The 20,629-nt window shown below is 73.2% G+C and carries 24 protein-coding genes; 11 read left to right on the top strand and 13 right to left on the bottom strand.

The annotated features are described in order from the left end of the window. Positions 1–63: 63 nt before the first annotated feature. The 4 genes from ACFMQL_RS25900 to ACFMQL_RS25885 all read left to right on the top strand — a co-directional run bounded on the left by ACFMQL_RS25900 (position 64) and on the right by ACFMQL_RS25885 (position 2,380). The gene (locus ACFMQL_RS25900) at positions 64–546 is read left to right on the top strand and encodes a hypothetical protein (RefSeq protein WP_364055962.1); all 483 of its coding nucleotides are present in this window, start codon (positions 64–66) and stop codon (positions 544–546) included. Between the two features lie 58 nt (positions 547–604). Further along, positions 605–1,000, top strand: coding sequence for a hypothetical protein (locus ACFMQL_RS25895; protein WP_364055965.1), 396 nt, complete (start codon positions 605–607; stop codon positions 998–1,000). After that, positions 985–1,677 carry a molybdopterin cofactor-binding domain-containing protein gene (locus ACFMQL_RS25890; protein ID WP_364055968.1) on the top strand — a complete coding sequence of 231 codons (693 nt, stop codon included), beginning with the start codon at positions 985–987 and terminating at the stop codon, positions 1,675–1,677. The genes ACFMQL_RS25895 and ACFMQL_RS25890 overlap by 16 nt, the downstream gene beginning before the upstream one ends. A 76-nt stretch (positions 1,678–1,753) precedes the next feature. Beyond that, positions 1,754–2,380 (top strand): hypothetical protein, encoded by a 627-nt coding sequence (locus ACFMQL_RS25885; protein ID WP_364055971.1) that lies wholly within the window; start codon positions 1,754–1,756, stop codon positions 2,378–2,380. Between the two features lie 7 nt (positions 2,381–2,387). On the opposite strand, the gene ACFMQL_RS25880 is transcribed toward ACFMQL_RS25885, so the two are convergent. Continuing rightward, positions 2,388–3,152, bottom strand: a complete 765-nt coding sequence (locus tag ACFMQL_RS25880) for a phosphotransferase (protein ID WP_364055974.1) — start codon at positions 3,150–3,152, stop codon at positions 2,388–2,390. Between the two features lie 226 nt (positions 3,153–3,378). Between ACFMQL_RS25880 and ACFMQL_RS25875 the strand changes: the two genes are divergently transcribed. Then, a complete protein-coding gene (locus ACFMQL_RS25875; protein ID WP_364055977.1) occupies positions 3,379–3,726 on the top strand; it encodes an STAS domain-containing protein in 348 nt (115 codons plus the stop codon). Between the two features lie 7 nt (positions 3,727–3,733). Here the strand turns inward: ACFMQL_RS25875 and ACFMQL_RS25870 are convergent, their stop codons facing one another. Genes ACFMQL_RS25870 through ACFMQL_RS25860 form a run of 3 tightly spaced genes read right to left on the bottom strand, consistent with a single transcriptional unit; the run spans position 3,734 to position 6,380 of the window. Further along, positions 3,734–4,906, bottom strand: a complete 1,173-nt coding sequence (locus ACFMQL_RS25870) for an FRG domain-containing protein (protein WP_378787429.1) — start codon at positions 4,904–4,906, stop codon at positions 3,734–3,736. An 8-nt stretch (positions 4,907–4,914) separates the two neighbouring features. Continuing rightward, positions 4,915–5,079: a hypothetical protein gene (locus ACFMQL_RS25865; RefSeq protein WP_364055983.1), complete on the bottom strand. Its 165-nt coding sequence runs from the start codon at positions 5,077–5,079 to the stop codon at positions 4,915–4,917. Then, positions 5,076–6,380 (bottom strand): OFA family MFS transporter, encoded by a 1,305-nt coding sequence (locus ACFMQL_RS25860; protein WP_378787427.1) that lies wholly within the window; start codon positions 6,378–6,380, stop codon positions 5,076–5,078. Before ACFMQL_RS25860 ends, ACFMQL_RS25865 begins: the two co-directional genes overlap by 4 nt. Before the next feature lie 203 nt (positions 6,381–6,583). On the opposite strand from ACFMQL_RS25860, the gene ACFMQL_RS25855 reads away from it, so the two are divergent. Next, entirely contained in the window at positions 6,584–8,044 is a 1,461-nt protein-coding gene (locus ACFMQL_RS25855) for a carboxylesterase/lipase family protein (RefSeq protein ID WP_378787425.1), read from the top strand. 171 nt (positions 8,045–8,215) lie between these two features. Here the strand turns inward: ACFMQL_RS25855 and egtE are convergent, their stop codons facing one another. The 5 genes from egtE to egtA are packed head-to-tail and all read right to left on the bottom strand — an operon-like array spanning position 8,216 to position 13,650. Continuing rightward, positions 8,216–9,415, bottom strand: a complete 1,200-nt coding sequence (egtE, locus tag ACFMQL_RS25850; protein WP_378787423.1) for an ergothioneine biosynthesis PLP-dependent enzyme EgtE — start codon at positions 9,413–9,415, stop codon at positions 8,216–8,218. A 52-nt stretch (positions 9,416–9,467) separates the two neighbouring features. Next, complete coding sequence (gene egtD, locus ACFMQL_RS25845) at positions 9,468–10,448, bottom strand: L-histidine N(alpha)-methyltransferase (protein WP_364055993.1); 981 nt, start codon at positions 10,446–10,448, stop codon at positions 9,468–9,470. Positions 10,449–10,467: 19 nt separating this feature from the next. Further along, entirely contained in the window at positions 10,468–11,175 is a 708-nt protein-coding gene (gene egtC, locus ACFMQL_RS25840; RefSeq protein WP_378787421.1) for an ergothioneine biosynthesis protein EgtC, read from the bottom strand. A gap of 1 nt (position 11,176) precedes the next feature. After that, on the bottom strand, positions 11,177–12,466 hold the full coding sequence (gene egtB, locus ACFMQL_RS25835) for an ergothioneine biosynthesis protein EgtB (RefSeq protein ID WP_378787419.1): 1,290 nt from the start codon (positions 12,464–12,466) through the stop codon (positions 11,177–11,179). After that, a complete protein-coding gene (egtA, locus tag ACFMQL_RS25830) occupies positions 12,463–13,650 on the bottom strand; it encodes an ergothioneine biosynthesis glutamate--cysteine ligase EgtA (RefSeq protein WP_378787417.1) in 1,188 nt (395 codons plus the stop codon). Before egtA ends, egtB begins: the two co-directional genes overlap by 4 nt. A 144-nt stretch (positions 13,651–13,794) precedes the next feature. On the opposite strand from egtA, the gene ACFMQL_RS25825 reads away from it, so the two are divergent. Continuing rightward, entirely contained in the window at positions 13,795–14,160 is a 366-nt protein-coding gene (locus tag ACFMQL_RS25825) for an anti-sigma factor family protein (protein ID WP_378787415.1), read from the top strand. A 130-nt stretch (positions 14,161–14,290) separates the two neighbouring features. Here the strand turns inward: ACFMQL_RS25825 and ACFMQL_RS25820 are convergent, their stop codons facing one another. Further along, positions 14,291–14,530, bottom strand: coding sequence for a zf-HC2 domain-containing protein (locus ACFMQL_RS25820; protein ID WP_364056008.1), 240 nt, complete (start codon positions 14,528–14,530; stop codon positions 14,291–14,293). Positions 14,531–14,611: 81 nt separating this feature from the next. After that, complete coding sequence (locus ACFMQL_RS25815) at positions 14,612–15,253, bottom strand: sigma-70 family RNA polymerase sigma factor (RefSeq protein ID WP_364056011.1); 642 nt, start codon at positions 15,251–15,253, stop codon at positions 14,612–14,614. A gap of 188 nt (positions 15,254–15,441) precedes the next feature. Here ACFMQL_RS25815 and ACFMQL_RS25810 point away from each other — a divergent pair, with 188 nt between their 5' ends. Then, entirely contained in the window at positions 15,442–15,999 is a 558-nt protein-coding gene (locus ACFMQL_RS25810) for an NUDIX domain-containing protein (protein WP_378787413.1), read from the top strand. A gap of 110 nt (positions 16,000–16,109) precedes the next feature. Here ACFMQL_RS25810 and ACFMQL_RS25805 read toward each other — a convergent pair whose 3' ends face one another. Further along, positions 16,110–17,153 (bottom strand): TerC/Alx family metal homeostasis membrane protein, encoded by a 1,044-nt coding sequence (locus tag ACFMQL_RS25805; RefSeq protein ID WP_364056017.1) that lies wholly within the window; start codon positions 17,151–17,153, stop codon positions 16,110–16,112. 218 nt (positions 17,154–17,371) lie between these two features. On the opposite strand from ACFMQL_RS25805, the gene ACFMQL_RS25800 reads away from it, so the two are divergent. Genes ACFMQL_RS25800 through ACFMQL_RS25790 form a run of 3 tightly spaced genes read left to right on the top strand, consistent with a single transcriptional unit; the run spans position 17,372 to position 19,486 of the window. Further along, complete coding sequence (locus ACFMQL_RS25800) at positions 17,372–18,010, top strand: TetR/AcrR family transcriptional regulator (RefSeq protein ID WP_364056020.1); 639 nt, start codon at positions 17,372–17,374, stop codon at positions 18,008–18,010. Next, positions 18,007–18,207: a ferredoxin gene (locus tag ACFMQL_RS25795; RefSeq protein ID WP_378787411.1), complete on the top strand. Its 201-nt coding sequence runs from the start codon at positions 18,007–18,009 to the stop codon at positions 18,205–18,207. Before ACFMQL_RS25800 ends, ACFMQL_RS25795 begins: the two co-directional genes overlap by 4 nt. Position 18,208: 1 nt before the next feature. Next, the gene (locus ACFMQL_RS25790) at positions 18,209–19,486 is read left to right on the top strand and encodes a cytochrome P450 (protein WP_364056026.1); all 1,278 of its coding nucleotides are present in this window, start codon (positions 18,209–18,211) and stop codon (positions 19,484–19,486) included. 79 nt (positions 19,487–19,565) lie between these two features. Here the strand turns inward: ACFMQL_RS25790 and ACFMQL_RS25785 are convergent, their stop codons facing one another. After that, on the bottom strand, positions 19,566–20,582 hold the full coding sequence (locus ACFMQL_RS25785) for a LacI family DNA-binding transcriptional regulator (protein ID WP_364056029.1): 1,017 nt from the start codon (positions 20,580–20,582) through the stop codon (positions 19,566–19,568). Positions 20,583–20,629: the final 47 nt, after the last annotated feature.

Genomic DNA, 20,629 nt, shown 5'->3' with positions numbered 1-20,629 from the left:
GGTAAGCCGCCGGTCATCGGCCGTTCGCCCGGCGTTCCCCGGCCGCCTCCTACGATCGGGCCGGTGGAGGGACGGGTGGAGGGACGGATGGTGCGCCGCTGGAGCCTGCTGCCCGCCGTGCTGGCGCTGGCGACGTTGTTCGTGCCGCCGCCGGCGCAGGCGACGGTCAAGACGGAGACGTTCATCACGGCGGAGACGACGGGCATCCTGCTGATCGAGGCGGGCGAGTGCTTCAGCGATCCGGAGTACTCGGTGCGCGCCGGCGAGCCGATTGTGGTCTACACGCCGTGCGCGCAGGGCGCGGACAACCAGTCGTACGGGTTCGCGCACGTCCCCGACGGCCCGTACGACCGGGAGAGGCTGGCGGCGTTCGCGTGGCGGAGCTGCGGCGAGCGGTTCGACCGCTTCTGGGGCGGCGAACGCGAAGACCTGGCGTACTACCCGATCATGCCGACGGCGGAGACGTGGGCGGATGGCGATCGTGACGTCATGTGCGCGGTCTACCGGCCCGAGGGCCGCCTGGCGGGTTCCGTGCTGCCGAAATGACCTCGCGGGGCTCCCGGGCTGATCGCCCCACCCGGCGCACCAGCCGATCGCGCTGGTCGTGGCCGACACGCCGGTCGCCGCCGCGCACGCGGCATCGCTCGTACGGGCCGAGCACGACGAGATTCCGTTCGCCGTGGAGCCTGGCGCGGACGGCGCGGAGCCTGTCTCCCAGGAGGAGGCGCCGCCGCGGCCGCTCCTCACCGGCAACCTTCCACGCGGCGAGCTTCCACCCGAAGACCCGGCACCGCGTCCGGCTGGGCGCCGACCGCTCGGGCCGCCCGGCCACATGCGGGAGCATCCGGCCGCGTTCGCGCTGGAGTCGGCCATCGACGAGCTGGCCGTCGCCGCCGGGCGCGACCCGGTCGAGCTGCGCCTGGCCAACGGCGCGCGCACGGACCCGGTGACGGGCAAGCCGTTCTCGTCCCGGCACCTGGCGGCGTGCCGCACCACCTGACGGCGGGCGCGCGGGGCACCGACAGCGCGCTGCTCGCGGTGCACGCGGCGCTGCGCGAGCTGCGGGCACGGCTCGGCGCCGACCCCGAGGGCCCGGTGGACGTGGCGGCGGCGGTCAAGCGGACCGGCGGCGACGAGGTGGTGGCCGAGGCCGTCACCCGGGCGCCCGGGCAGCCGCCCGAGGCGTCCGACCGGATGCGCAGGGGCCTGGTCGCGCCGGTCGGACCCGAGTATCCCGGCTTCGTCTCCTTCAGCTTCATCGCCCACTTCACCGAGGTCAGGGTGGAGCCGGTGACGCGGCGCATCCGGGTCTCGCGGATGGTCAGCGTGGCCGACGGCGGCCGGGTGGCCGGCCCGGTCGCCGCCGAGTCCCAGGTGCGCGGCGGCGTGGTGTGGGGCATCGGCGCGGCGCTGCGCGAGCACAGCGAGGCCGATCCCCGCTACGGCGGCCTCGTCGACGACGACCTCGCCGACTCCGTGATCCCGGTCGACGCCGACGTCGGCACGATCGACGTGGACTTCATCGACGAGCCCGGCCACCCGCTCGACCCGATGGGCGTGACGAACCTCGGCGAGGTGGCGCTGGTCGGCGTCGCCCCCGCCATCGCGAACGCCGTCTTCCACGCCACCGGCCGCCGCGTGCGCCGCCTGCCCATCCGCATCGAGGACGTGCTCTGAGCGCGCTGCGGAGGGCCCCGAGCGCGTCCAGGACGAGGACGCCGAGCACATTCCCGGCGGGCGGCGGCGCAAGGTGGTGGCCGGGGTCGCGGCCGGTGCCGTGGTGGCGACGGCGGCGATCGTCACGCTGGCCGTCGCGCTCCCGGACACGCCGCAGCGCACGCCGGCCACGCCGGCCCCGCAGAGCTCGGCGGCCGGCACGCCCGAGGGGCGGCAGGACGAGTACGACAGCACCGCCGCCTGGCTGCGTACCGACTCCGACATCCCCCGCGAATACCGCAAGATGATCGTGGCGGCGGGACGCCATTGCGAGCTGCCCGGCCTGAGCCCCGCCCTGATCGCCGCCATGCTGAAGGCCGAGTCCGGCTTCGACCCCAACCTCGACGACCCGCGCAACAACGAGTACGGCATCGCCCGCTGGACCCCCGAGGTGCTGTGGCACTGGCAGCCCGGCGGCCTGCAGAGCCCCAAGCCCAGCCCGCCGCTCAGCCCCGAGCTGTCGATCTCGTCGATGGGCCGCTTCCTGTGCACGCTCGGCCCCCGGGTGTCGGACCTGCCCGGCGATCCGGCGCTCAAGCTGGCCGCGCTCTATCGCAGCGGCGTCCAGGTGCTCAAACGCGCGAACGGCATCCCGGACAAGTGGCGCCCCTACACCACCAAGGTCGCCCGCTACATGCGCGACTACCAGCCGGAGCCGGACTGACCGGCGCTCAGCGCGGGAAGTCCTCCAGCTCGCGTACGGCCTGGTCGAGGTCGTCGGCGACGCCGCTGCGCAGCAGCCGCCCGTACAGGCCCTCGCCGCCGGCGCCGTAGCGGCGGATGCGGGCCGCGCGGGCGCTCATGCGCGCCTGGAGCTCCCTGATGACGGTGTCGGTGCTGCCGGTCCAGCCGTAGGTGTCGAGGAACAGCCGCAGCCGGCGGGGCCGCTCCTCGAAGTTCGTGAAGCCCTCCAGCTCGGCGGTGCGGCGCGCGTGCAGGGGCACCCAGCCGTGCGCCATCCAGGCGACGTCGGAGCCGGGGGTGACGGGGCCGGCGAAGTCCCAGTCGAAGAAGCCGGTGATGCGGCCGTCGTGCCAGGCGGCGTTGAAGGGGCTGGCGTCGTTGTGGGCGATGATCAGGCCGGGCGCCCATCGGCCGCCCATCCGCCAGCGCGCGCCGGGCGACGGCACGAAGTCGGCGACCGCCTCGTGGTAGGCGCGCGTCCACTCGGCGACCTGGACGAGCGACTCGTCCGTACGGGTCCACCAGGGCCACACGACCTCGGAGCCCATGGTCTCGCCCTCGATGTAGGTGAGGATCTCGCGGCCCTCGTCGTCGATGCCGAGCACGCGGGGCGCGCCCTCGAAGCCCTTGCGCTCGAGGTGGCGCAGCAGCTCGTGGACGTACGGGGTCCAGGGACGCACCTGGCGGCGTACGGTGTGGCCGATCCGCACGGCGCCGCCGTCGTTGCCGCCGTCGAGCCGCTGTCGTACCACGTCGAGGACATTGCCAGCCCGCGCGGGCCACGTCAACAAGCGGCCTCGGCCCGGCCAGTTCGGCGGCGACCACCACGGCGGGATCGTCCTCGGCGTGCGGGCTCGTCGTCCGCACCCATGGCCACTGCTGTACATGTTCGTGTCGCGTTCGCCGCGAAACCGGTAGCGGGCGATTGCACCATGCAAAGATAAGAGGGGCGAACCGTAGGGATGCGGAGGGCGTGGAATGGGCAGCATCGGCCGTACCGGCTTCTCCTGGGTGGTCACGCAACGTGACGACGCCGCCGTCCTGTGTCCCTGCGGGGACCTGGACCTGTCCTCGATGGAGGAGTTCCGCAGCGGGCTGTCGGAGGCGATGTCGTGCCTGTGCCCGCCGCTCGTCGTCGTCGACCTGCACGAGGTGGACTTCTGCGATTCCTCCGGGCTCAACGCGCTGATCTGGGCCGCGAACACGGTGGAGGCCGCCGGCGGGCGGCTGCGGCTGAGCGGGCTCCAGCCGCGGGTGAGCAAGCTGATGCGGATGACCGGCCTCGACCGCCGCTTCGCCTTTCAGGACGCCGCCGCCGGGCGCTGAAGGCAGGTCAGCCGCCCATGCGGCCGTTCTGGCCGTGGCGGTTCTCCAGGCCGGCCATCGAGGCCCCGTTGTCCTGCACGCCGCGCCCGTCCTCGATGGAGCCGGGCGAGTAGTAGCGCCGCAGCCAGTCGGCCAGCCCGTCGAGACCGGGCAGCAGCACGCGTTCTGTGATGTTCGCCTGGTCGAGCCGCTGCCGGATCTCGGCCTTGACCGGGGCCGGGATCACCCACTGCCATCCCATGTCGGGATGGTCGGCCAGCCAGTCCTCAAGCTGGTACGTCACGTCCGACAGCGCGGACAGCACCGACGATTGGTTGACGACCCGTTCGTCCAGCGACGGCGGCTCGAAGAAGGCGAGGAACGGCCGGTCGTCCTCGGTGAGCCGGTCGAAGCGGTCGAGCGCGGGGGCGACCCTGGCGAGCAGTTCGGTGGTGAACACGAGCGCGCCCTCGGCGGCGAGCGGGGCGCGCAGCGGCTCGGGCAGCAGCCGGTGCGCGGCTGCGCAGTCCACCGACAGCAGCACGCCGTCGTCCTCCGGCCAGGTGGCGGTGGCGAAGTGCAGGGCGACGAGCGGGGAGAACGTCCAGTCGAGCAGGCGGGTGGGCAGTCCGTGGTGCTGGCCGAGCGCGAGCCAGTCCCAGACGGTCGGACCCGGCGCCTGCCGATGCGCATATTTACGGAAATTTCGTACGAGGTGGGATTCGACCGCCGCGTACTTGCCGCGCAGCCGCGCGAGCCCCGACATGTGCGAGTACGTGCTGCGCGCCAGCCCTCTGAAGACCAGCGACGAGTGCGAAGGCCCGCACCCCTCGCTCCGGCCGGCCTCCCCGACCGCGTCGTCCAGCTCCCGCCACGACGACACCGTGACGACTTTCACCACAATCGCGTTGCCCCAGCTCAGGCCCTCCACACCTGCCCTGCGCCCAGACGATCCTTCTGGACAGCGGGGCGCGCTCCCGAGCACCGCCATCCGGTGGCGGCGCGCGACGCGTACGCCGCGCTGCTGTGCACCGCCGGCCGGATGCCCGGCCTGCCGATCGTGGTGGCGGGCGACAGCGCGGGCGCGCGCCGCCGACCTGTCGGGTCTGCCGCCCGCCGTGGTGCTGCCCGCCGGCGACGCCGGGCTGACCATGGTGGCCTCGGCGGTGCGCCGCGCCCTGTGAGCATGGACGCGGCGCACGCGCGGGGTCAGCCGGAGAAGAGCTGGGTGAGCTTGAGGAACAGCTCATACACCCCGTAGGCGAAGGGGACCCCGACCCACACCCAGGCCAGGATCATCAGCCAGGTCCGCCGCTCGGCGGCAGGCTCGGCGGCGGGCCCATCAGCGGACTCGGCGGTGGATTCGGTGGTCATACGGCCTGTCCTTTCTCCGCGGGCTCCTGCCGCTGCGCGGGCCGTTCGTGGAATCTCTCGTGGACCGGCCTGATCAGCTCGTTGGCGATGAAGCCGATCGCGAGCAGGCCGATCATGATGAACAGGGACGTGGTGTAGAGGGCGGGGCCGGAGCGCCCGGCGTTCTCCTGGGCGTCGGCGATGGCGTTGACGATGAGCGGGCCGAGCACGCCCGCGGTGGACCAGGCGGTGAGCAGGCGGCCGTGGATGGCGCCCACCTCCAACGTGCCGAACAGGTCCTTCAGATAGGCGGGCACGGTGGAGAAACCGCCGCCGTAGAAGGACAGGACGCCGAGCGCGCAGACGATGAACAGCGGCTTGGAGACGTCGCCCGCCAGCGCGATGACGAGGTAGAGCAGCGCGCCGACGCCCAGGTAGACCCGGTACATGTTCTTGCGCCCGATCAGGTCGGAGGTGGACGACCAGACGAACCGGCCGGCCATGTTGGCCAGCGACAGCAGCGCGACGAACCCGGCCGCCGCGCCCGCCGCGACGGCCGCCATGGTGCCGGCGAAGAAGTCCGTGATCATGGGGGCGGCCTTCTCCAGGATGCCGATGCCGGCGGTGACGTTGCAGCACAGCACGATCCACAGCAGGTAGAACTGCGGGGTGCGGATGGCGTTGCGCGCGGAGACGTCGGCGGTGGTGATGAGCGGGCTCGCTTTCGCGGTGGACGGCTGCCGGTTGCTGGGCTTCCAGCCCTCCGGCGGGACGCGGACGAGCAGCACGCCCATCGACATGAAGACCGCGTACACGATGCCGTGGATCAGGAACGTCGTGGCGATGCCGGTCGTCTCGGTGCCGAAGGCGGAGAGCATCTGCGCCGACCATGGGGAGGCGATGAGCGCGCCGCCGCCGAATCCCATGATCGCGATGCCGGTGGCCATGCCGGGCCGGTCGGGGAACCATTTGATGAGCGTGGAGACCGGGGAGATGTAGCCGATGCCGAGCCCGATGCCGCCGACGAAGCCGTAGCCGAGCACGACCAGCCAGTACTGCCGGGTGATCACGCCCAGCGCCGACAGCAGGAACCCGGAGGAGAAGCAGGTCATCGAGACGAACATGGCCCAGCGGGGGCCGTTGCGCTCGACGAGCGTGCCGCCGAACGCGGCCGACAGGCCGAGCATGACGATGCCGAGCTGGAAGGGCAGCGCGCTCTGGGTGCCGGTGAGGCCGAGCGCCGACTCCAGTGGGGGTTTGAAGACGCTCCACGCGTACGCCTGCCCGATGGCGAGGTGGACGGAGAGCGCCGCGGGCGGCACGAGCCACCGGCTCCAGGCGGGGGCCGCCACAATACGGGAACGACTGAGGAAAGCTTGCGGACTCGCGGACCTCGTACTGTCTGCCACCCACCTGGGTTACCACATACGGTATGCAGTATTTAAAAGTTGTACGACCTTTACGATGAACGGTCAGATCCTGTCGGCGAACGGCCGATGGGCACGGGCACAGGGACGGATGGCGGATGGCGGAAACGGGCGAGCCTCAGGTCACGATCACGAGCGGACGGGTGCGGGGCCGCTTCGAGGGCGGTGCGGCCGTCTTTCGCGGCATCCCGTACGCACGGGCGCCGCTCGGCGGCCTGCGCTTCGCCGCTCCCGTGCCGGTGGAGCCATGGGACGGCGTGCGCGACTGCGCGGAGTTCGGGCCGCACCCGTCACAGCAGGGCGCCACCGCGCCCCTCACCGAGAGCTGCCTGACGGTGAACGTGTGGTCGCCCGCACCGGCGGCCCGGCTGCCGGTGATGGTCTACGTCTACGGCGGCGCGTACCGGGGCGGGAGCTCGGCCGAGTCGCACCACGACGGGGCGGTGCTGGCCGCCGAAGGCGTCGTGGTGGTCACGTTCAACTACCGGGTGGGGATCGAGGGGTTCGCTCACCTTGAGGGCGCGCCGGCCAACCGGGGACTGCTCGACCAGGTGGCCGCCCTGGAGTGGGTGCGGGACAACGTGGCCGCGTTCGGCGGCGATCCCGACCGGGTGACGGTGTTCGGCGAGTCGGCGGGCGCCGGGTCGATCGCCGCGCTCATGGCGATGCCGCGCGCGGCCGGGCTGTTCAGGCGGGCGATCGCGCAGAGCGTGCCCGGCACGTACTTCTCGGTGCCGCTCGCCACCGACATCGCCGCCGCGCTCTCCGGCGAGCTCGGCCTGCCGCCCGCCGCCGAGGCGCTCGCGCCCGTCGGCCCCGAGCGCCTGGTGGGCGCGGCGGACGCGCTGGCGGCCGGGATGACCGCGTACGAGGCCCGCTGGGGGCCCGTCGCGCACCTTCCCACCCCGTTCGCTCCCGTCGTGGACGGCGAGGTGCTGCCCGGCGACCCCTGGTCCGCGCTGTCCGCCGGGGCCGCCCGCGACGTCGAGCTGATCGCCGGCCACAACCGCGACGAGTACCGCCTCTACACCCACGACGCGCCGGGCGAGCCGGCCGATGCGCTGCTGGAGGCGTTCGCGCCGGGAGTGCCGTACCGCGCCGCCTTCCCCGGGGCGTCCGCGGCGGAGCTGGCCGAGCTGGTGCGCTCCGACTGGCTGTTCCGCATGCCGAGCCTGCGCCTGGCCGAGGCGCACGCCGCGGGGGGCGGCAGGACGTACGCGTACGAGCTGACCTGGGCGGCCCCCGCGCACGGCGGCGCGCTCGGCGCCTGCCACGCGCTGGACGTGCCGCTGGTGCTCGGAACCCTGGACAGCGGGGTGGGCCGGTTCTTCCTCGGCGATCCCGCCCCTGAGGAGGCTGAGGCCGTCTCACGGGACTTCCGGCGGGCGTGGACGGCGTTCGCGCGCGGCGAGGGGCCCGGGTGGGCCCCCTACGACCCCGAGCGCCGTCTGACGCGGCTCTTCGACGTCGAGCCCGCGGTCGTGCCTTACCCGGAGGAGACCTCGCGCCGCCTGTGGTCCGGCCACGTCTTCGGAACGCTGCCCCTGCTCACCGCCTGAGGGCCTTCGCGCGCGTCCTCAGGGCCGGTGGCTCCCTTGCGCCGTCCGCGCGCGTCCTCAGGGGGGCGATGGCTCCCCTTGCGCCGTCCGCGCGCGTCCTCAACGGCGGGAGCTTCGCCTGCGGCGCGCCGGCGGCGTCCCGTACAAGCCAGGAAGGCGAGGAGGCGCGGGTCAGGAGGGGGTGGAGAGGAGCTTGGCGAGGGTTTCCAGGGTCTCCGGAGGGGTGCCAGGGGCCGGGGAGATGCGCAGGACCGGCTCACGCAGGTCGAGCGGGGCGCGGGCGGTGGGCACGACGCCCACCAGCAGGTTCGCCGCGTGAGCGCGGGCGGCGGCGCGTTCCACGGTGTCGTGCGGCGGCGGCAGAAGCGTCACCAGGGCGGACGGCTCGTCCAGAGGTTCGCACACCCGCCAGCCGCCGGCCCCGTCGAGCAGCTCGCGGGCCAGCCGCCCCAGCCCGGCCAGGTGCGCGTGGACGGCGGCGGGGCCGAGCGCGTGGTGTTCGAGCACGGCGACGCCGAGCCCGGCGCGGGCCGCGATGACGCCCTCCGAGCTCTCGTAGCGGGCGGCCCCCGGCACGGGCCGCGGATCCTGTGCCGGGTCCTCCCAGGTGTGGCCGCTGAGCGTGGGCGCGGGGGCGTCCATGGCGGCGTTCACAGCGGGGGTCAGGCCGGGGACGATGAGGACGCCGACGCCGCGCGGGCCCGCGAGCCACTTCCTGGACGTCCCCACGTACGCGGTGGCCCCGGCCCCGCGCACGTCCACGTGCCCGAGCGACTGGCAGACGTCCAGCACCAGCGGCACCCCGAAGTCCCGGCAGAGCGCGCCCAGCTCGGCCACCGGCTGCACGACGCCCCGGTGCGAGGCGATGTGGGAGAGCACCACCAGGTCCAGCCCGGCCTCCAGCGCCCGGCGCAGGCCGTCGGGGTCGATCCTGGTGTCACCGCCGACCGGCAGGTCCACGAGCCGCCAGCCGTTCCGCTCGGCCAGGCGGTGCAGCAGCATGACCGTGCTGCCGTACTCGGTGCGGGCCCGCCCCACCCGCGTGCCGGGGCCGAGCCGCCAGCCGCCCAGCAGGGCCGCCATCGCCGCCGTTCCGCTCTCCAGGAACGCCACGTCCTGCGGTTCCGCCCCGGCCAGCGCGGCCAGGGCCCGCCGGGCCTCGGTGAGGTCGGGTACGGCGCCGTAGGCGCCGCGCTCGCGCTCCAGCGCCAGGTGGGCGGCCATCGCGTCGAGCACCCGGTCGCTGGGCACGTTGCAGCCGGCCGCGTCCAGGTGCCCGGCGGGCAGCACGCTCCGCGCCGCCCGCCAAGCCTCCCCGACCGCCCCGACGGGCTCGGGGCGCGTCTCCCCCACGGGCCGTGCCGTCACCATCCCCGCGCCTTCCTGACAGGGGCAGGACGCGACTTCACGACCGGCCCGGCCGTCATACCCCGGCCAGCAGCAGGGCGAAGTCGCCGGACGGGTCGGTGTGGACGCGCAGCGGGGTGAACCCGGCCGACTCCAGCTCCCCCCGCAGCCCGTCCAGCCGGAACTTGGCGCTGATCTCCGTACGCATCTCCTCCCCTTCTGCGAAATCCACGGCCAGGCCGAGCCCGCCGACCCGCACCCGCATCGGGCGCGAGGCGCGCAGCCGCATCTCGATCCAGTCCCGCTCCTCGTCGTACCGGGCGACGTGCGCGAACGCCTCGGGCTCGAAGTCGGCGTCCAGCTCCCGGTTGATGACGTGCAGCACGTTCCTGTTGAACTCGGCCGTCACCCCGGCCGCGTCGTCGTACGCCGCCACCAGCCGCGCGGTGTCCTTCACCAGGTCGGCGCCCAGCAGAAACGTCTCCCCCGGCCGCAGCGTCTCGCGCAGCCCGGCGAGGAACGCGGCCCGCGCCGCCGGTTCGAGATTGCCGATCGTGCCGCCGAGGAAGGCGACCATGCGCCGCCCGTCGCGGGGCAGCAGCGCAAGATGCCGCTCGAAGTCGGCGCACACCGCCTGGACGGCCAGCCCCGGATAGCGGGCGGCCAGCCGGTGCGCGGCGCTCTCCAGCGTCACCGCGTCCACGTCCACCGGCGTGTAGCCGTGCAGCGTGCCGGCGGCGGCCAGCGCGTCGAGCAGCAGCACGGTCTTCTCGCTGGTGCCCGAGCCCAGCTCGACCAGCGTGTCGGCGCGGCCGGCGGCGGCGAGGTCCTTGGCCCGCGCCCGCAGGATCGAAAGCTCGCGCCGGGTCGGGTAGTACTCGGGCAGCCGGGTGATCTGCGAGAACAGCTCGCTGCCCGCGGCGTCGTAGAACCACTTGGGCGGCAACCACTTGGGCGTGGCCGTCAGCCCGGTCCTGACGTCGGTTTCCAGCGCCTGGCGCAGGTAGTCGCGGTCGAGATGGTTGATCAGGCGGACGGTTGACTGGATGGCGGGCACGAGGCCTCCTGAAGTGGGATCACAACGGCTGGATCGTGACGTCCTCGCCGGAGACGGTCAGCAGAGCGCGGTCGGGCACGGCCCGCCAGCCGGGCGAGTCGTCGAGCGGCTCGCTGGCCACCAGCACGCCGTCGTGGTGTCGGTGATGGAACAGGGTGTCGCCCCAGACGGTCGCGGCGATCGACGCGCCGTCGCAGGCGAGCAGGTTGAGCCGGGCGGCGGGGTCCTTCTCCCCGGCCCGTACGACGACGTCGGCCAATGCCTCGCCGAGCTCCGCACCGGCCCGGCCGCGCTGGAACACGGCGGCGGCGAGCCAGGCGGAGTCGCAGGTGCTCTCGGCACCGTCGGCGAGGTCCTTGACCGCGTCGCGGTCGACCCTGCCGTTGTGGCTGAGCAGCCAGGCGCCGTCGGCGAACGGCGCGGTGGCGCTCTCCTCGACCGGCATGCCCACGGTGGCCGAGCGGACGGCCGCGAGCAGGCAGGTCGAGCGGGCGATCTCGGCGAGCGCCGGCAGGTTGGCGTCGGTCCACATGGGCACGGACCGCCGGTAGCGGACGGGCTCGGGACGGGCCGGGTCGTACCAGCCCATCCCGTAGCCGTCGGCGTTGATCAGGCCGTGCCGCTGGCGGCGCGGCGCGTACGACTGGACGAGCAGCCCGTACGGCGGCTCGTGGATGAGCGAGGCGAGCGTCCGTGCGGCGCCCAGCCAGGCGGCGTGGCGGCACACCTCAGCTCTCCGACCTGGCGCAGCGGAAGCCGGTGAAGATCTGCCGCCTGATCGGGTAGTCCCAGTTCCTGAACGTGGTCCGCACCGCAGCCGGGTCGGCCGCCCACGAGCCGCCGCGCAGCACGCGGTACTTCTCGCCGAAGAACACCTCGCTGTACTCCCTGTACGGGAAGCTGCGGAACCCCGGGTAGCCGTTGAACCACGTGTCGGTCCACTCCCACACGTCGCCCACCATCTGCTCCGCCCCGTACGGCGACGCCCCCGCCGGGTACGCGCCGAGCGGCGCGGGGTGCGAGGCGCGGTGCCCGAGGTTCGCCAGGGCGGGCGTGGGGTCGCCGTCGCCCCAGGGGTAGCGCCGGGAGCGCCGCTGCTCGGCGTCCCAGCCGCAGGCCTTCTCCCACTCGGCCTCGGTGGGCAGCCGCTTGCCCGCCCAGCGGGCGTAGGCGTCGGCCTCGTACCAGCAGACGTGCTGGACCGGCTCGTCCATGGGGACGGGCTCGACACGGCCGAAGCGGTTGCGGTACCAGGTGCCGCCGTCCCTGGTCCAGAAGAGCGGGGCGGTGGCGCCGCTGGTCTGCCGCCAGTGCCAGCCCTCGGGGGTCCACCAGCGCGGGTCGTCGTAGCCGCCGTCCTCGACGAAGTCGGCGTACGCGCGGTTGCCGACGGGCAGCCGGTCGATCCAGTAACCGGGCAGGTCCACCCAGGTGGCGGGGCGCTCGTTGTCGTAGGCCCAGGGCAGCGTGTCGGTGCCCATGAGGAACGGCCCCGCCGGGACGTGCACCTCCTCAGGCCCGCCCGAGCGGCCGCGCGGCAGCTCGCCGTCGCGGACCAGGCCCGGTTGCCCGGACAGTTGCAGGGTGGCGAGCATGGTCTCGTCGTGCTGGTGCTCGTGCTGGATGACCAGGCCGAACACGAAGCCGTCGCGGTTGAGCGGCCGCGGGTCGTCCAGGTCGATCGCGTCAAGCACATCGAGCACGCGCCCGCGCACGCCCTCGATGTAGCGGCGGGCCTCGGCGGGCCGCAGGAAGGGCAGGCTGGGGCGGTCCTTGCGCGGGGTCTTGAACGCGTCGTAGATGTCGTCGATCTCGGGGCGCAGCGGGGTGATGCCGGCGGCGGCCCGCAGCACCCACAGCTCCTCGTAGTTGCCGACGTGGGCGAGGTCCCACACCAGCGGCGACATCAGCGGGGAGTGCTGGCGGACCAGCAGGTCGTCGTCGGCCTCGGTGTAGGTGAGCGAGCGGTCGCGCACCGCGATGAGCTGGGCGGCGATGCGTTCCTTGACGTCGGTCATAGCAGTCCTTCGAGGGTCAGGTCGGCCGCCGGCGAGCGGCCGGGCGTCACGTGCCGGTCGGCGAACGCGGCCACCGCGCCGACCAGAGCGGCGTCCGCACCGAGCCGGGGCAGGGCGTCGAGCGCGGCGCGGAAACAGGTCTCTGCGGCCCGGCCGAGCCGCGGGTCGGCCAGCCCGCAGCGCGCCGCCGCCGCCCACGCGTGCCGGTGGGGCTCCACGGCGGCCATCGCCGTGTCGGCGGCCCGGTCGTCGGTGATGAGCGCGTACGTCACCGCCACGCAGACCGGCCAGGCCGACGGGTGCTGGGCGTCGAGGTAGCGGATCTCCAGCCAGCCTCGGGGGCGGACCGGAGGGAAGACGGTGGTGGCGTGGTAGGCGAGGTCCTCGGCCGTGGGCCGGCGCGGGCCGCCGCTTTCCAGCCAGTCGCGGAACGTCGAGCCGTCGCGGATCGTGCGGTAGTGGTCGTCGGCCTCGCGTACGAGCATGAGGCGGGCGTTCAGCAGGTACTCCGCCCAGTCGGCGGCGGGGTCGCCGCTGCGGGGGACGGGGGACGTCCTGGTGGGGTCGAGGTTGTCCCAGACCGCCTGGCGGCCCGACATCCAGCCGCAGGGGCGGCCGTCGCTGAGCGGCGAGTTGGCGAACGCGGCCAGCAGCATCGGGCCGAGCGCGTGGGCGCGCTCCCAGCGGGCGGCGGGGCGGTCTCCCAGGTCGAGGTTGACCTGGATGGAGGCGGTCGAGCACATCATCAGCGCCCCGTACGGGCGGCCCAGGAACTCCGCCATGGCGTCGTATCTGGGGAGCGTGAGCTGGCGGCGGGCCGGGCGTACCGGGTCGAGCCCCACCCCGGCGAGCGCGAGCCCTTCGGCGTGCAGGGCGTCGCGGGCCGCCGCCACGTCGGCCTCCAGCGCGGTCAGCATGAGCGGGAGCGACCCCGCGGGCCCGGACAGCTCCAGCTGGCCGCCGGGTTCGAACGTCACCTTGCTTCCGCCCGGCAGCAGGGGCGGCAGGGCCTGCTCGACCCTGGCCACCGGCACCTGCCCCGTGACGTCCGTACGGTCGAAGACCAGGAACTCCAGCTCCACGCCCACCCGGTCGCCGCCGGCCGGACGGAAGCTGTTGCGCGCGAAGTCGGCCACCTCAGAGGCGTCCCGCAACGGTGCGCTCTCGGCCGTGACACCGATCATCGTCCTCCCCTCGCCGGTCAGTACGGAGCTACAGACCCGCGAGGCGCCCGAACGTTACACCGCAAATGTGGGCGTAACGGATAAAGCAGAACGAGAACTAGATCCCATGGACGACGGCACCGGCTCGGACGGGGACAAGAACGCATGAAGCGCCGGCTCGCACGAGGGGACGAGCGGATCCCGCGGGACTGCGCGGCCATACTCGCCCTGCTGACCGACTACCTGGACGGGGCGCTCGCACCGGCCCGGCGCAGGGCCGTGACGCGGCACCTGCGCGCCTGCCCCGGCTGCGCGCGCCGGCTGGCGCAGCTCCGCGCCACGATCGCCGCTCTCGGCTGCCTACGCTCCGGCTCCCTCACCCCCGCCACGCTGGCCGCCCTGCGCGCCTGCTTCGCCCACGCCTCCCACCGCGCAGACCCCGCCCGCGGCGAGCGCCCCCGCGACTTCCGCAGAACACGACGACCAGCGACAAGAAACGGCCCCGGAAACGGCCCGAGACGGCGACGCTAGACACGACCCGCCCACCCGGCCACCCCTGCGCACCTGCCTCCCCACCACCCCCACCACACGAACACAGACACGGCGAGCGACCTCGCAGCGCACGAGGACCAGCCACGCGAAACGGCCCGAGGCGGCGGCGCTAGGCGCGGCGGCGTTCGCGGAAGGCGGTCATGAGACGGTCGCGCACACCGGCTGACAGCTTCTCCGGCGGCTGGTCGCCGAGCGCCCTGATGGTGGCGCGGAACTGCTCGAAGTAGCGCTCGCACCACTCGCACCCGGCCAGATGGGCCCTGATGCCGTCGCGGGCGAGCCGATCGAGGGCGCCGTCAAGGTAGGCGGTGAGGAGTTCCGCCAGCTCGTCGCAGGTGAACCGCTTCACGACGTGGACCGCCCTTGCCGTTGGAGATGAACCGCTTCACTTCATTGTCGCCGCTTTACGACCGTGATGGGACCGTCGAAATCATTCGGGTTGCTTGACGGACTCGTAGTAGTCGGCTAGCCAGCCGCGCACTGCGGTGCGGGCGCGATGGAGCAGCACCCGCTGGTTGGCCGCGGAGATCTCCAGGATCTCGCAGACCTCGTCGGATGTGCATCCTTCGACGTCGCGGAGCGTGATCACGACCCGCTGCCGTGCCGGCAGCCGCGCCAGGGCCTCCGCGATCAGCGCGCGGACCTCGGCCGCCAGCGCCTCGCCCTCGGGCGTCGGCCACACCCCGCCGGGGTCGCTCCAGCCGCGGGACAGCGGCCCCAGCTCGCGCGGCCCCGGCTCGTACGGCTCCCCGTCCGCTCCGAACGTGCTCCACGGCAGCGTACGGCTCTCGCGCATCCCGCGCTTCTTCGCGGTGTTGACCAGGATGCGGTAGACCCACGTCTTGATCGAGGACCGCTGCTCGAAGCCGTCGATGCCGTCGATGACGGCGAGCCAGGTGTCCTGGACGACCTCCTCCGCCGACTGGTCGGTGGACACGTAAGACCTGGCGACCCGCAGCATGCCCCGTGACCAGGTGTCGAGCAGCGCCGCGAACATCTCCTCGTCGCCCGCGCGCAGGGCCGTGACGACGACCTCGTCAGGTGGCAGCCCTCCGCCTGCGCATGACCCCACGATCGCTTCCCCTCCGGTCGAACGCCGGGACACCCCTAGGCCCCCGCTCCGACCGCGGCGGGCCGGCGCTGCCCCAGGGTAGCCTTCCCCACTGACGTTTCCCCCGGGTCCGCGTTCCTAGCCCTACCGGTGCGTATCGTCGGTAAGACTGGGGGTAAGGGAGCGGGTGGAGCGGTGAGGAGCGTGTCATGCGACGGCGGTCGGAGAGGCTGCTCTATGCGGCCAACGGAGTCGATCTGGGGGTCGCCGACGTCGAGCTGACCGGTGGCGAGCGCGTCGAGCGGCCGTTCATCCGTACGCCGCTCGCGGCCGGGGCGGTCGTCTTCCACGACGGCCGGGTTCTGCTGCTGTGGCGGCGCAGCCCCATCACCGACACGCCCGGCTGGGAGATCCCGCTCGGCGACGTCGGGCCCGGCGAGGAGCCGCAGGAGGCGGCGGCCCGCCACGTCGAGGAGCTGACGGGCTGGCGGCCCGGCCCGATGCTGCCGCTGATCCGCACCAGGCCGGCCGGTGACGTCGCCGACTGCGAGCACGTCGTGTTCGCCGCCCATCAGGCCACCGAGCTGCCGGGCCGTGCCGACGGCGGCGACGGCGACGGTGGCGACGAGGTGCGCGGGCGGGCCGAGTGGGTGCCGATGCTGCGCGTCCAGGGACTCATCGAGGAGCAGGCCATCACCTCCGCCACCACGTCGGCGGCCCTGCTGCACTTCCTCGCCGACCTCCTGCAGGCTCGCACCGCCCACTGACCGCTCTACCTCTCGCAGGGCCGCACCGCCCACCGACCGCGCCGGCTCCTTCAGGCCCACCGCCCACTGACCACTCGACCGCCTCCAGACCGGCACCTGCGACCGGCCGCTCAGCGACGCTCGGTCTCTTCTAGCGGGTCGGGCCGCTGAGCCGGTGGTCGTTCCCTGAGCCGCGCTCGCCGGCCGGCGAGCAGGCTGGTGCCGGTGACGGCGGCCAGCACGACGACGATGACGCCGAGCGAGAGCGGGGTCGGGATCTCCGGTACGGCGGGCCAGACGCCGTGCGCCCAGTGCAGGATCAGCTTGGCCCCGATGAAGGCCAGGATGACGGCGAGGCCGTGGTTGAGGTGCCGCAGCCTGGCCAGCACGCCCTGCAGCACGAAGTACAGCGCGCGCAGGCCGAGCAGCGCGAACGCGTTGGTGGCGAACACCAGGTACGGGTCCTCGGTGACGCCGTACACGGCGGGCACGGAGTCCACGGCGAAGACGATGTCGGTGGCCAGGATGGCGACCGCGGCGAGCGCCAGCGGGGTGAGCGCCCTGCGTCCGTTCTCGCGGACGACCAGGCGCGAGCCACGGTAGTCCTCGGTGACGGGCACGAACCTGCGCACGAGCCGCACGGTGCGCATGGAGGAGACGTCCACCTCCTGCCGCTCCCCCGCCACCACGTCCTTGACGATCTTGCCGGCGGTCAGGATGAGGATGCCGCCGAAGAGCAGGAACGCCCACGTGCCGCTCTGCAGCACGGCCGCGCCCAGCGCGATGAACACCGCGCGCAGGACCAGGGCGCCGACGATGCCGTACAGCAGCACCTGCCTGGCCAGCGCGTGCGGCACCGCGAACGCCGACAGCAGCAGCATGAACACGAACAGGTTGTCCACCGACAGCGACTTCTCCACCACGAACCCGGTGAAGAACTCGACCGCCACGCCGCCCCCGTGGCCGGCCCACAGGTAGCAGCAGAAGAGCACGGGCAGCAGCAGGTAGAACACCGACCAGCCGGCCGCCGCGCGCACGCTCTCCGCCTCCCGGCGGCGGGTCAGCAGCAGGTCGAGCGCGAGCAGCAGCATCAGGGCCGCCAAGGTGACCGACCACAGGGCCGGTGTAGCGATGGTGCGCAGCTCGACGGCATGCGCGAACATCTCCGCGGACAATGGGGGAACCTCCCTCGAACGTCAGTGATCCGTTCGAGGTCTCCTTCACCCTGCGGGTGGCCGTCCGGGGACGCTCAGGGGCGTCCGTACTGACCGGGCCGGCTCTTGCGAAGTACTCCCCTCGCCGCCCTCAGCGTAGATGAACTCCCGGCCCCCGGCCACCCGGCTCCGAGGCGGCGGTCTTGACGAGACAAATGAACGACTTTTTAAATTCGTCCATGGGACGCATCCCCGGAGTGACCGCGGCCGAGACCCGCGAGCGCCTGCTGCGCGCCGCCGCCGACGCCTTCGCAGAGCGCGGCTACGACGGCACCCGTGTGGCCGACATCTCAGCGGCGGCCGGCGTGAGCAACGGCGCCCTGTACGCCCACTTCGGCTCGAAGGCCGACCTGATGGTGGCCGCGCTGCGCGCCCATGGGCGGCGCATGCTGGCCGACCTGTTCGCCGCCGACCCCGACAGGTCGGCGACCGACCTGCTGCTCACCCTGGGCCGCAACCTGCCGCGCCCTCGCGACGCGCAGGGCAACCTCGTCGTCGAGGCGCTGGTCGCCGCACGCAGGGACGGCGAGGTGGCCGGCTCGATGCGCGACTACCTGGGCGAGCGGGCGGATTGGATCGCCGGCCTGGTACGCGTGGCGCAGGCCGACGGTGAGATCGACCCCGGCGTGTCCGCGGACGCGCTGGCCCACTTCTGTCTCCTGCTCGCGATGGGCAGCGCCCTCGTCACATCCGACCTGCATCCCGTGGACGACGAGGAGTGGACGGCGCTGCTCGTCCGCATCATCGCCGCCCTTGCTCCAGCCGGCGGGGACGAAGCCCCCGCCGATCCGACCGCACAGACGGAGGCGACGCCGTGAAACTGCATATCGACCCCACGCGCTGCCAAGGCCACGGCCGCTGCTACACGCTGGCTCCCGAGCTGTTCGGCGAGGACGACGAGGGCTACGGCACGGTGCTGGGCGACGGCCTGGTGCCGGCCGGGCAGGAGAAGGCGGCCCGCCTGGCGGTCGCCAACTGTCCTGAGCATGCCATCGACCTCAGCGAAGGGTCCTGACATGAGCGTGGATGAGCGGTTCACCACGGGTTTCCAGGAGGCGCCAGACGCGCCGCCCGGCACGCGCAGCGAGATCGTCACCGGGCCCGTCACGGACTGGGCGACCGATTTCTCCCACTTAGAGCCGGAGTGGGCCGCCGACCCGTATCCGATCCTGGACGACCTGCGCGAGCGCTGCCCGATCGCGCACACCGAGCGGTTCGGCGGCGGCTGGCTGCCGACCCGCTACGAGGACGTGGCCGCCGTCGCCTACGACACCGAGCGGTTCTCCTCGCGCTCGATCATCATGGGCAACTTCCGCCCGCCGCGCGAGACCGCGCCGGTGGGCAGCTCGCCGCCGATCTCCTCCGACCCGCCGTTCCACCACCACGCGCGCAAGCTGCTGCTGCCCGCGTTCACCAGGTCGGCGGTGGCCAAGCGGGAAGCGGCGACCAGGGCGTACTGTCACACGCTGGTGGACGCCCTGGAGGGCAGGACGGTCGTGGACGCCGCCCGCGACTACGCCCAGCACATCCCGGTCCGGGTGATCGCCGACATGCTGGGCTTCCCGCCCGAGGACGGCCCCCGGTTCCGGGAGTTCATCGAGAACGTGCTGGAAGGCGTCAACAAGCCGCCGGAGGAGCGTACGGCGGCGATGGACGAGCTGTTCGACTACCTGCTCGACCAGATCCGCGACCACGTCGACCACCCGCGCGACGACCTGACCAGCTATCTCATCGACGCCGAGCTCTTCGGGCAGAAGCTGGAGGCGTTGCACGTCGCGGGCACGATGGCGCTGCTGCTCATCGCCGGGATCGACACGACGTGGAGCGCGATCGGGGCCTCGCTGTGGCATCTGGCCAAGACGCCGGCCGACCGGGAGCGGCTGGTGGCCGAGCCGGAGCTGCTGCCGACGGCGATGGAGGAGTTCCTGCGAGCGTACGCGCCGGTCACCATGGCCCGCCTGGTCAAGGAGGACATGACCTGGCGCGGCGTGGAGATGAAGGCCGACGACTGGGTGCTGCTGTCGTTCCCCTCCGCCAACCGGGATCCGCGGCAGTTCGAGCGGGCCGGTGAGGTGGTGATCGACCGCGAGGTGAACCGGCACGTCGCGTTCGGGCTGGGCATCCACCGGTGCGTCGGCTCGCATCTCGCGCGCATGGAGCTGCGGGTCGCGCTGGAGGTCTGGCTGGAGCGGATCCCCGTGTTCGAGCTGGCCGACCCGGCGGCGGTGACGTGGGCGACCGGTCAGGTACGCGGCCCGCGCACGCTCCCGGTCCGCCTGCCCGCCGCGACCTGACCGGCCCGACCGCCGCAACCTGACCGGCCCGACCGCCGCAGTCTGACCGGCCCGACCGGCCTGACCGCCGCGGCCTGAGCTAGGGCGCCCGCCGGGCCGCGGTGGTCGAGGTGCGGGCCATCAGGTCGGGCTGGAAGATGACCTGACGGTGCTCGTGCTCGCCCGGCCGGTTGGCCTCCTCCAGCAGCAGCATGGCGGCGGTGCGGCCGATCTGCTCGCGCGGCTGGCGTACGGACGACAGCGGCACGGCCGCCGCCGCGGCGAAGTCGATGTCGTCGTAGCCGATGATCGCCAGGTCGTCGGGGACCTTCAGCCCGCGCAGCGTCATCTCCTGCAGCACGCCGATCGCGACCAGGTCGTTGGCGCAGAACACCGCGGTGGGCCGGTCGGCGGGCGGCAGCGCGGCGATCTCCTCGCCGACCATGCGCCCGGTGGCCACCGTGAGGTCGGGCAGCGCGATCTCGGTGAGCGTGTCGCCGGGGCCGAGCGCGGCGGCCAGCCCGTCGCGCCGCTCACGCACCTGCCGCACGGTGGAGGGGCCGCCGGCGAAGGCGATGTGGCGGTGGCCGGCCTCGCGTAAGTGCATGCCGGCCAGCCGCCCGCCGAGCACGTCGTCAACGGCGACGGAGCAGCCGTTGCTGTGCCGGGCCGAGCTGTCGAAGCGGACCACGGGGATGCCGCGCGCGACGAGCCGGCTCAACCGCTCCTCCTCGCCGCTGTCGTTGACCGGCGTGATCAGTACGCCCAGGGGCCGCTGCTCCTCGAACGTGTCGAGCAGGCTCGCCTCGCGGTCGGCGTCCTTGTTGCTGTTGAACACCATGACCGTGAGGTCGGCCTGCTGGGCGGCGCTCTCGACGCCGCGCAGCACGTCGATGAAGAACGGGTTGCCCAGGTCGAGCGCCACCACGCCGATGGTGCGGCTGCGGCCGGCGCGGAGCTGGCGGGCCGAGCCGTTGCGGACGTAGCCGAGCCGCTCGATGGCGTCCTGCACCCGCCGCCGGGTGTCGGGCGCGACCAGCTCGGGGCGGTTGAGCACGTTGCTCACGGTGCCTACGGAGACCCCGGCGAGCCGGGCGACCTCTTTGATGCTCGACATCGTCCCTCGTGTCCCGTGAGCGGCGCGACCTGAACGGCATGTCTCGG

It is taken from the genome of Nonomuraea fastidiosa (assembly GCF_042751225.1).
GTDB lineage: Bacteria > Actinomycetota > Actinomycetes > Streptosporangiales > Streptosporangiaceae > Nonomuraea > Nonomuraea fastidiosa.
This window is presented reverse-complemented; position numbering and strand designations above follow the sequence as displayed.

What these genes read in the sequence shown, in the direction of transcription:
- ACFMQL_RS25875 (WP_364055977.1), top strand. Translation starts at nt 3,379, where the DNA reads ATGGGCAGCATCGGCCGTACCGGCTTCTCCTGGGTGGTCACGCAACGT.
- ACFMQL_RS25865 (WP_364055983.1), bottom strand. Translation starts at nt 5,079, where the DNA reads ATGACCACCGAATCCACCGCCGAGTCCGCTGATGGGCCCGCCGCCGAG.
- ACFMQL_RS25855 (WP_378787425.1), top strand. Translation starts at nt 6,584, where the DNA reads ATGGCGGAAACGGGCGAGCCTCAGGTCACGATCACGAGCGGACGGGTG.
- egtE (WP_378787423.1), bottom strand. Translation starts at nt 9,415, where the DNA reads ATGGTGACGGCACGGCCCGTGGGGGAGACGCGCCCCGAGCCCGTCGGG.
- egtB (WP_378787419.1), bottom strand. Translation starts at nt 12,466, where the DNA reads ATGACCGACGTCAAGGAACGCATCGCCGCCCAGCTCATCGCGGTGCGC.
- egtA (WP_378787417.1), bottom strand. Translation starts at nt 13,650, where the DNA reads ATGATCGGTGTCACGGCCGAGAGCGCACCGTTGCGGGACGCCTCTGAG.
- ACFMQL_RS25825 (WP_378787415.1), top strand. Translation starts at nt 13,795, where the DNA reads ATGAAGCGCCGGCTCGCACGAGGGGACGAGCGGATCCCGCGGGACTGC.
- ACFMQL_RS25810 (WP_378787413.1), top strand. Translation starts at nt 15,442, where the DNA reads ATGCGACGGCGGTCGGAGAGGCTGCTCTATGCGGCCAACGGAGTCGAT.
- ACFMQL_RS25800 (WP_364056020.1), top strand. Translation starts at nt 17,372, where the DNA reads ATGGGACGCATCCCCGGAGTGACCGCGGCCGAGACCCGCGAGCGCCTG.
- ACFMQL_RS25790 (WP_364056026.1), top strand. Translation starts at nt 18,209, where the DNA reads ATGAGCGTGGATGAGCGGTTCACCACGGGTTTCCAGGAGGCGCCAGAC.
- ACFMQL_RS25785 (WP_364056029.1), bottom strand. Translation starts at nt 20,582, where the DNA reads ATGTCGAGCATCAAAGAGGTCGCCCGGCTCGCCGGGGTCTCCGTAGGC.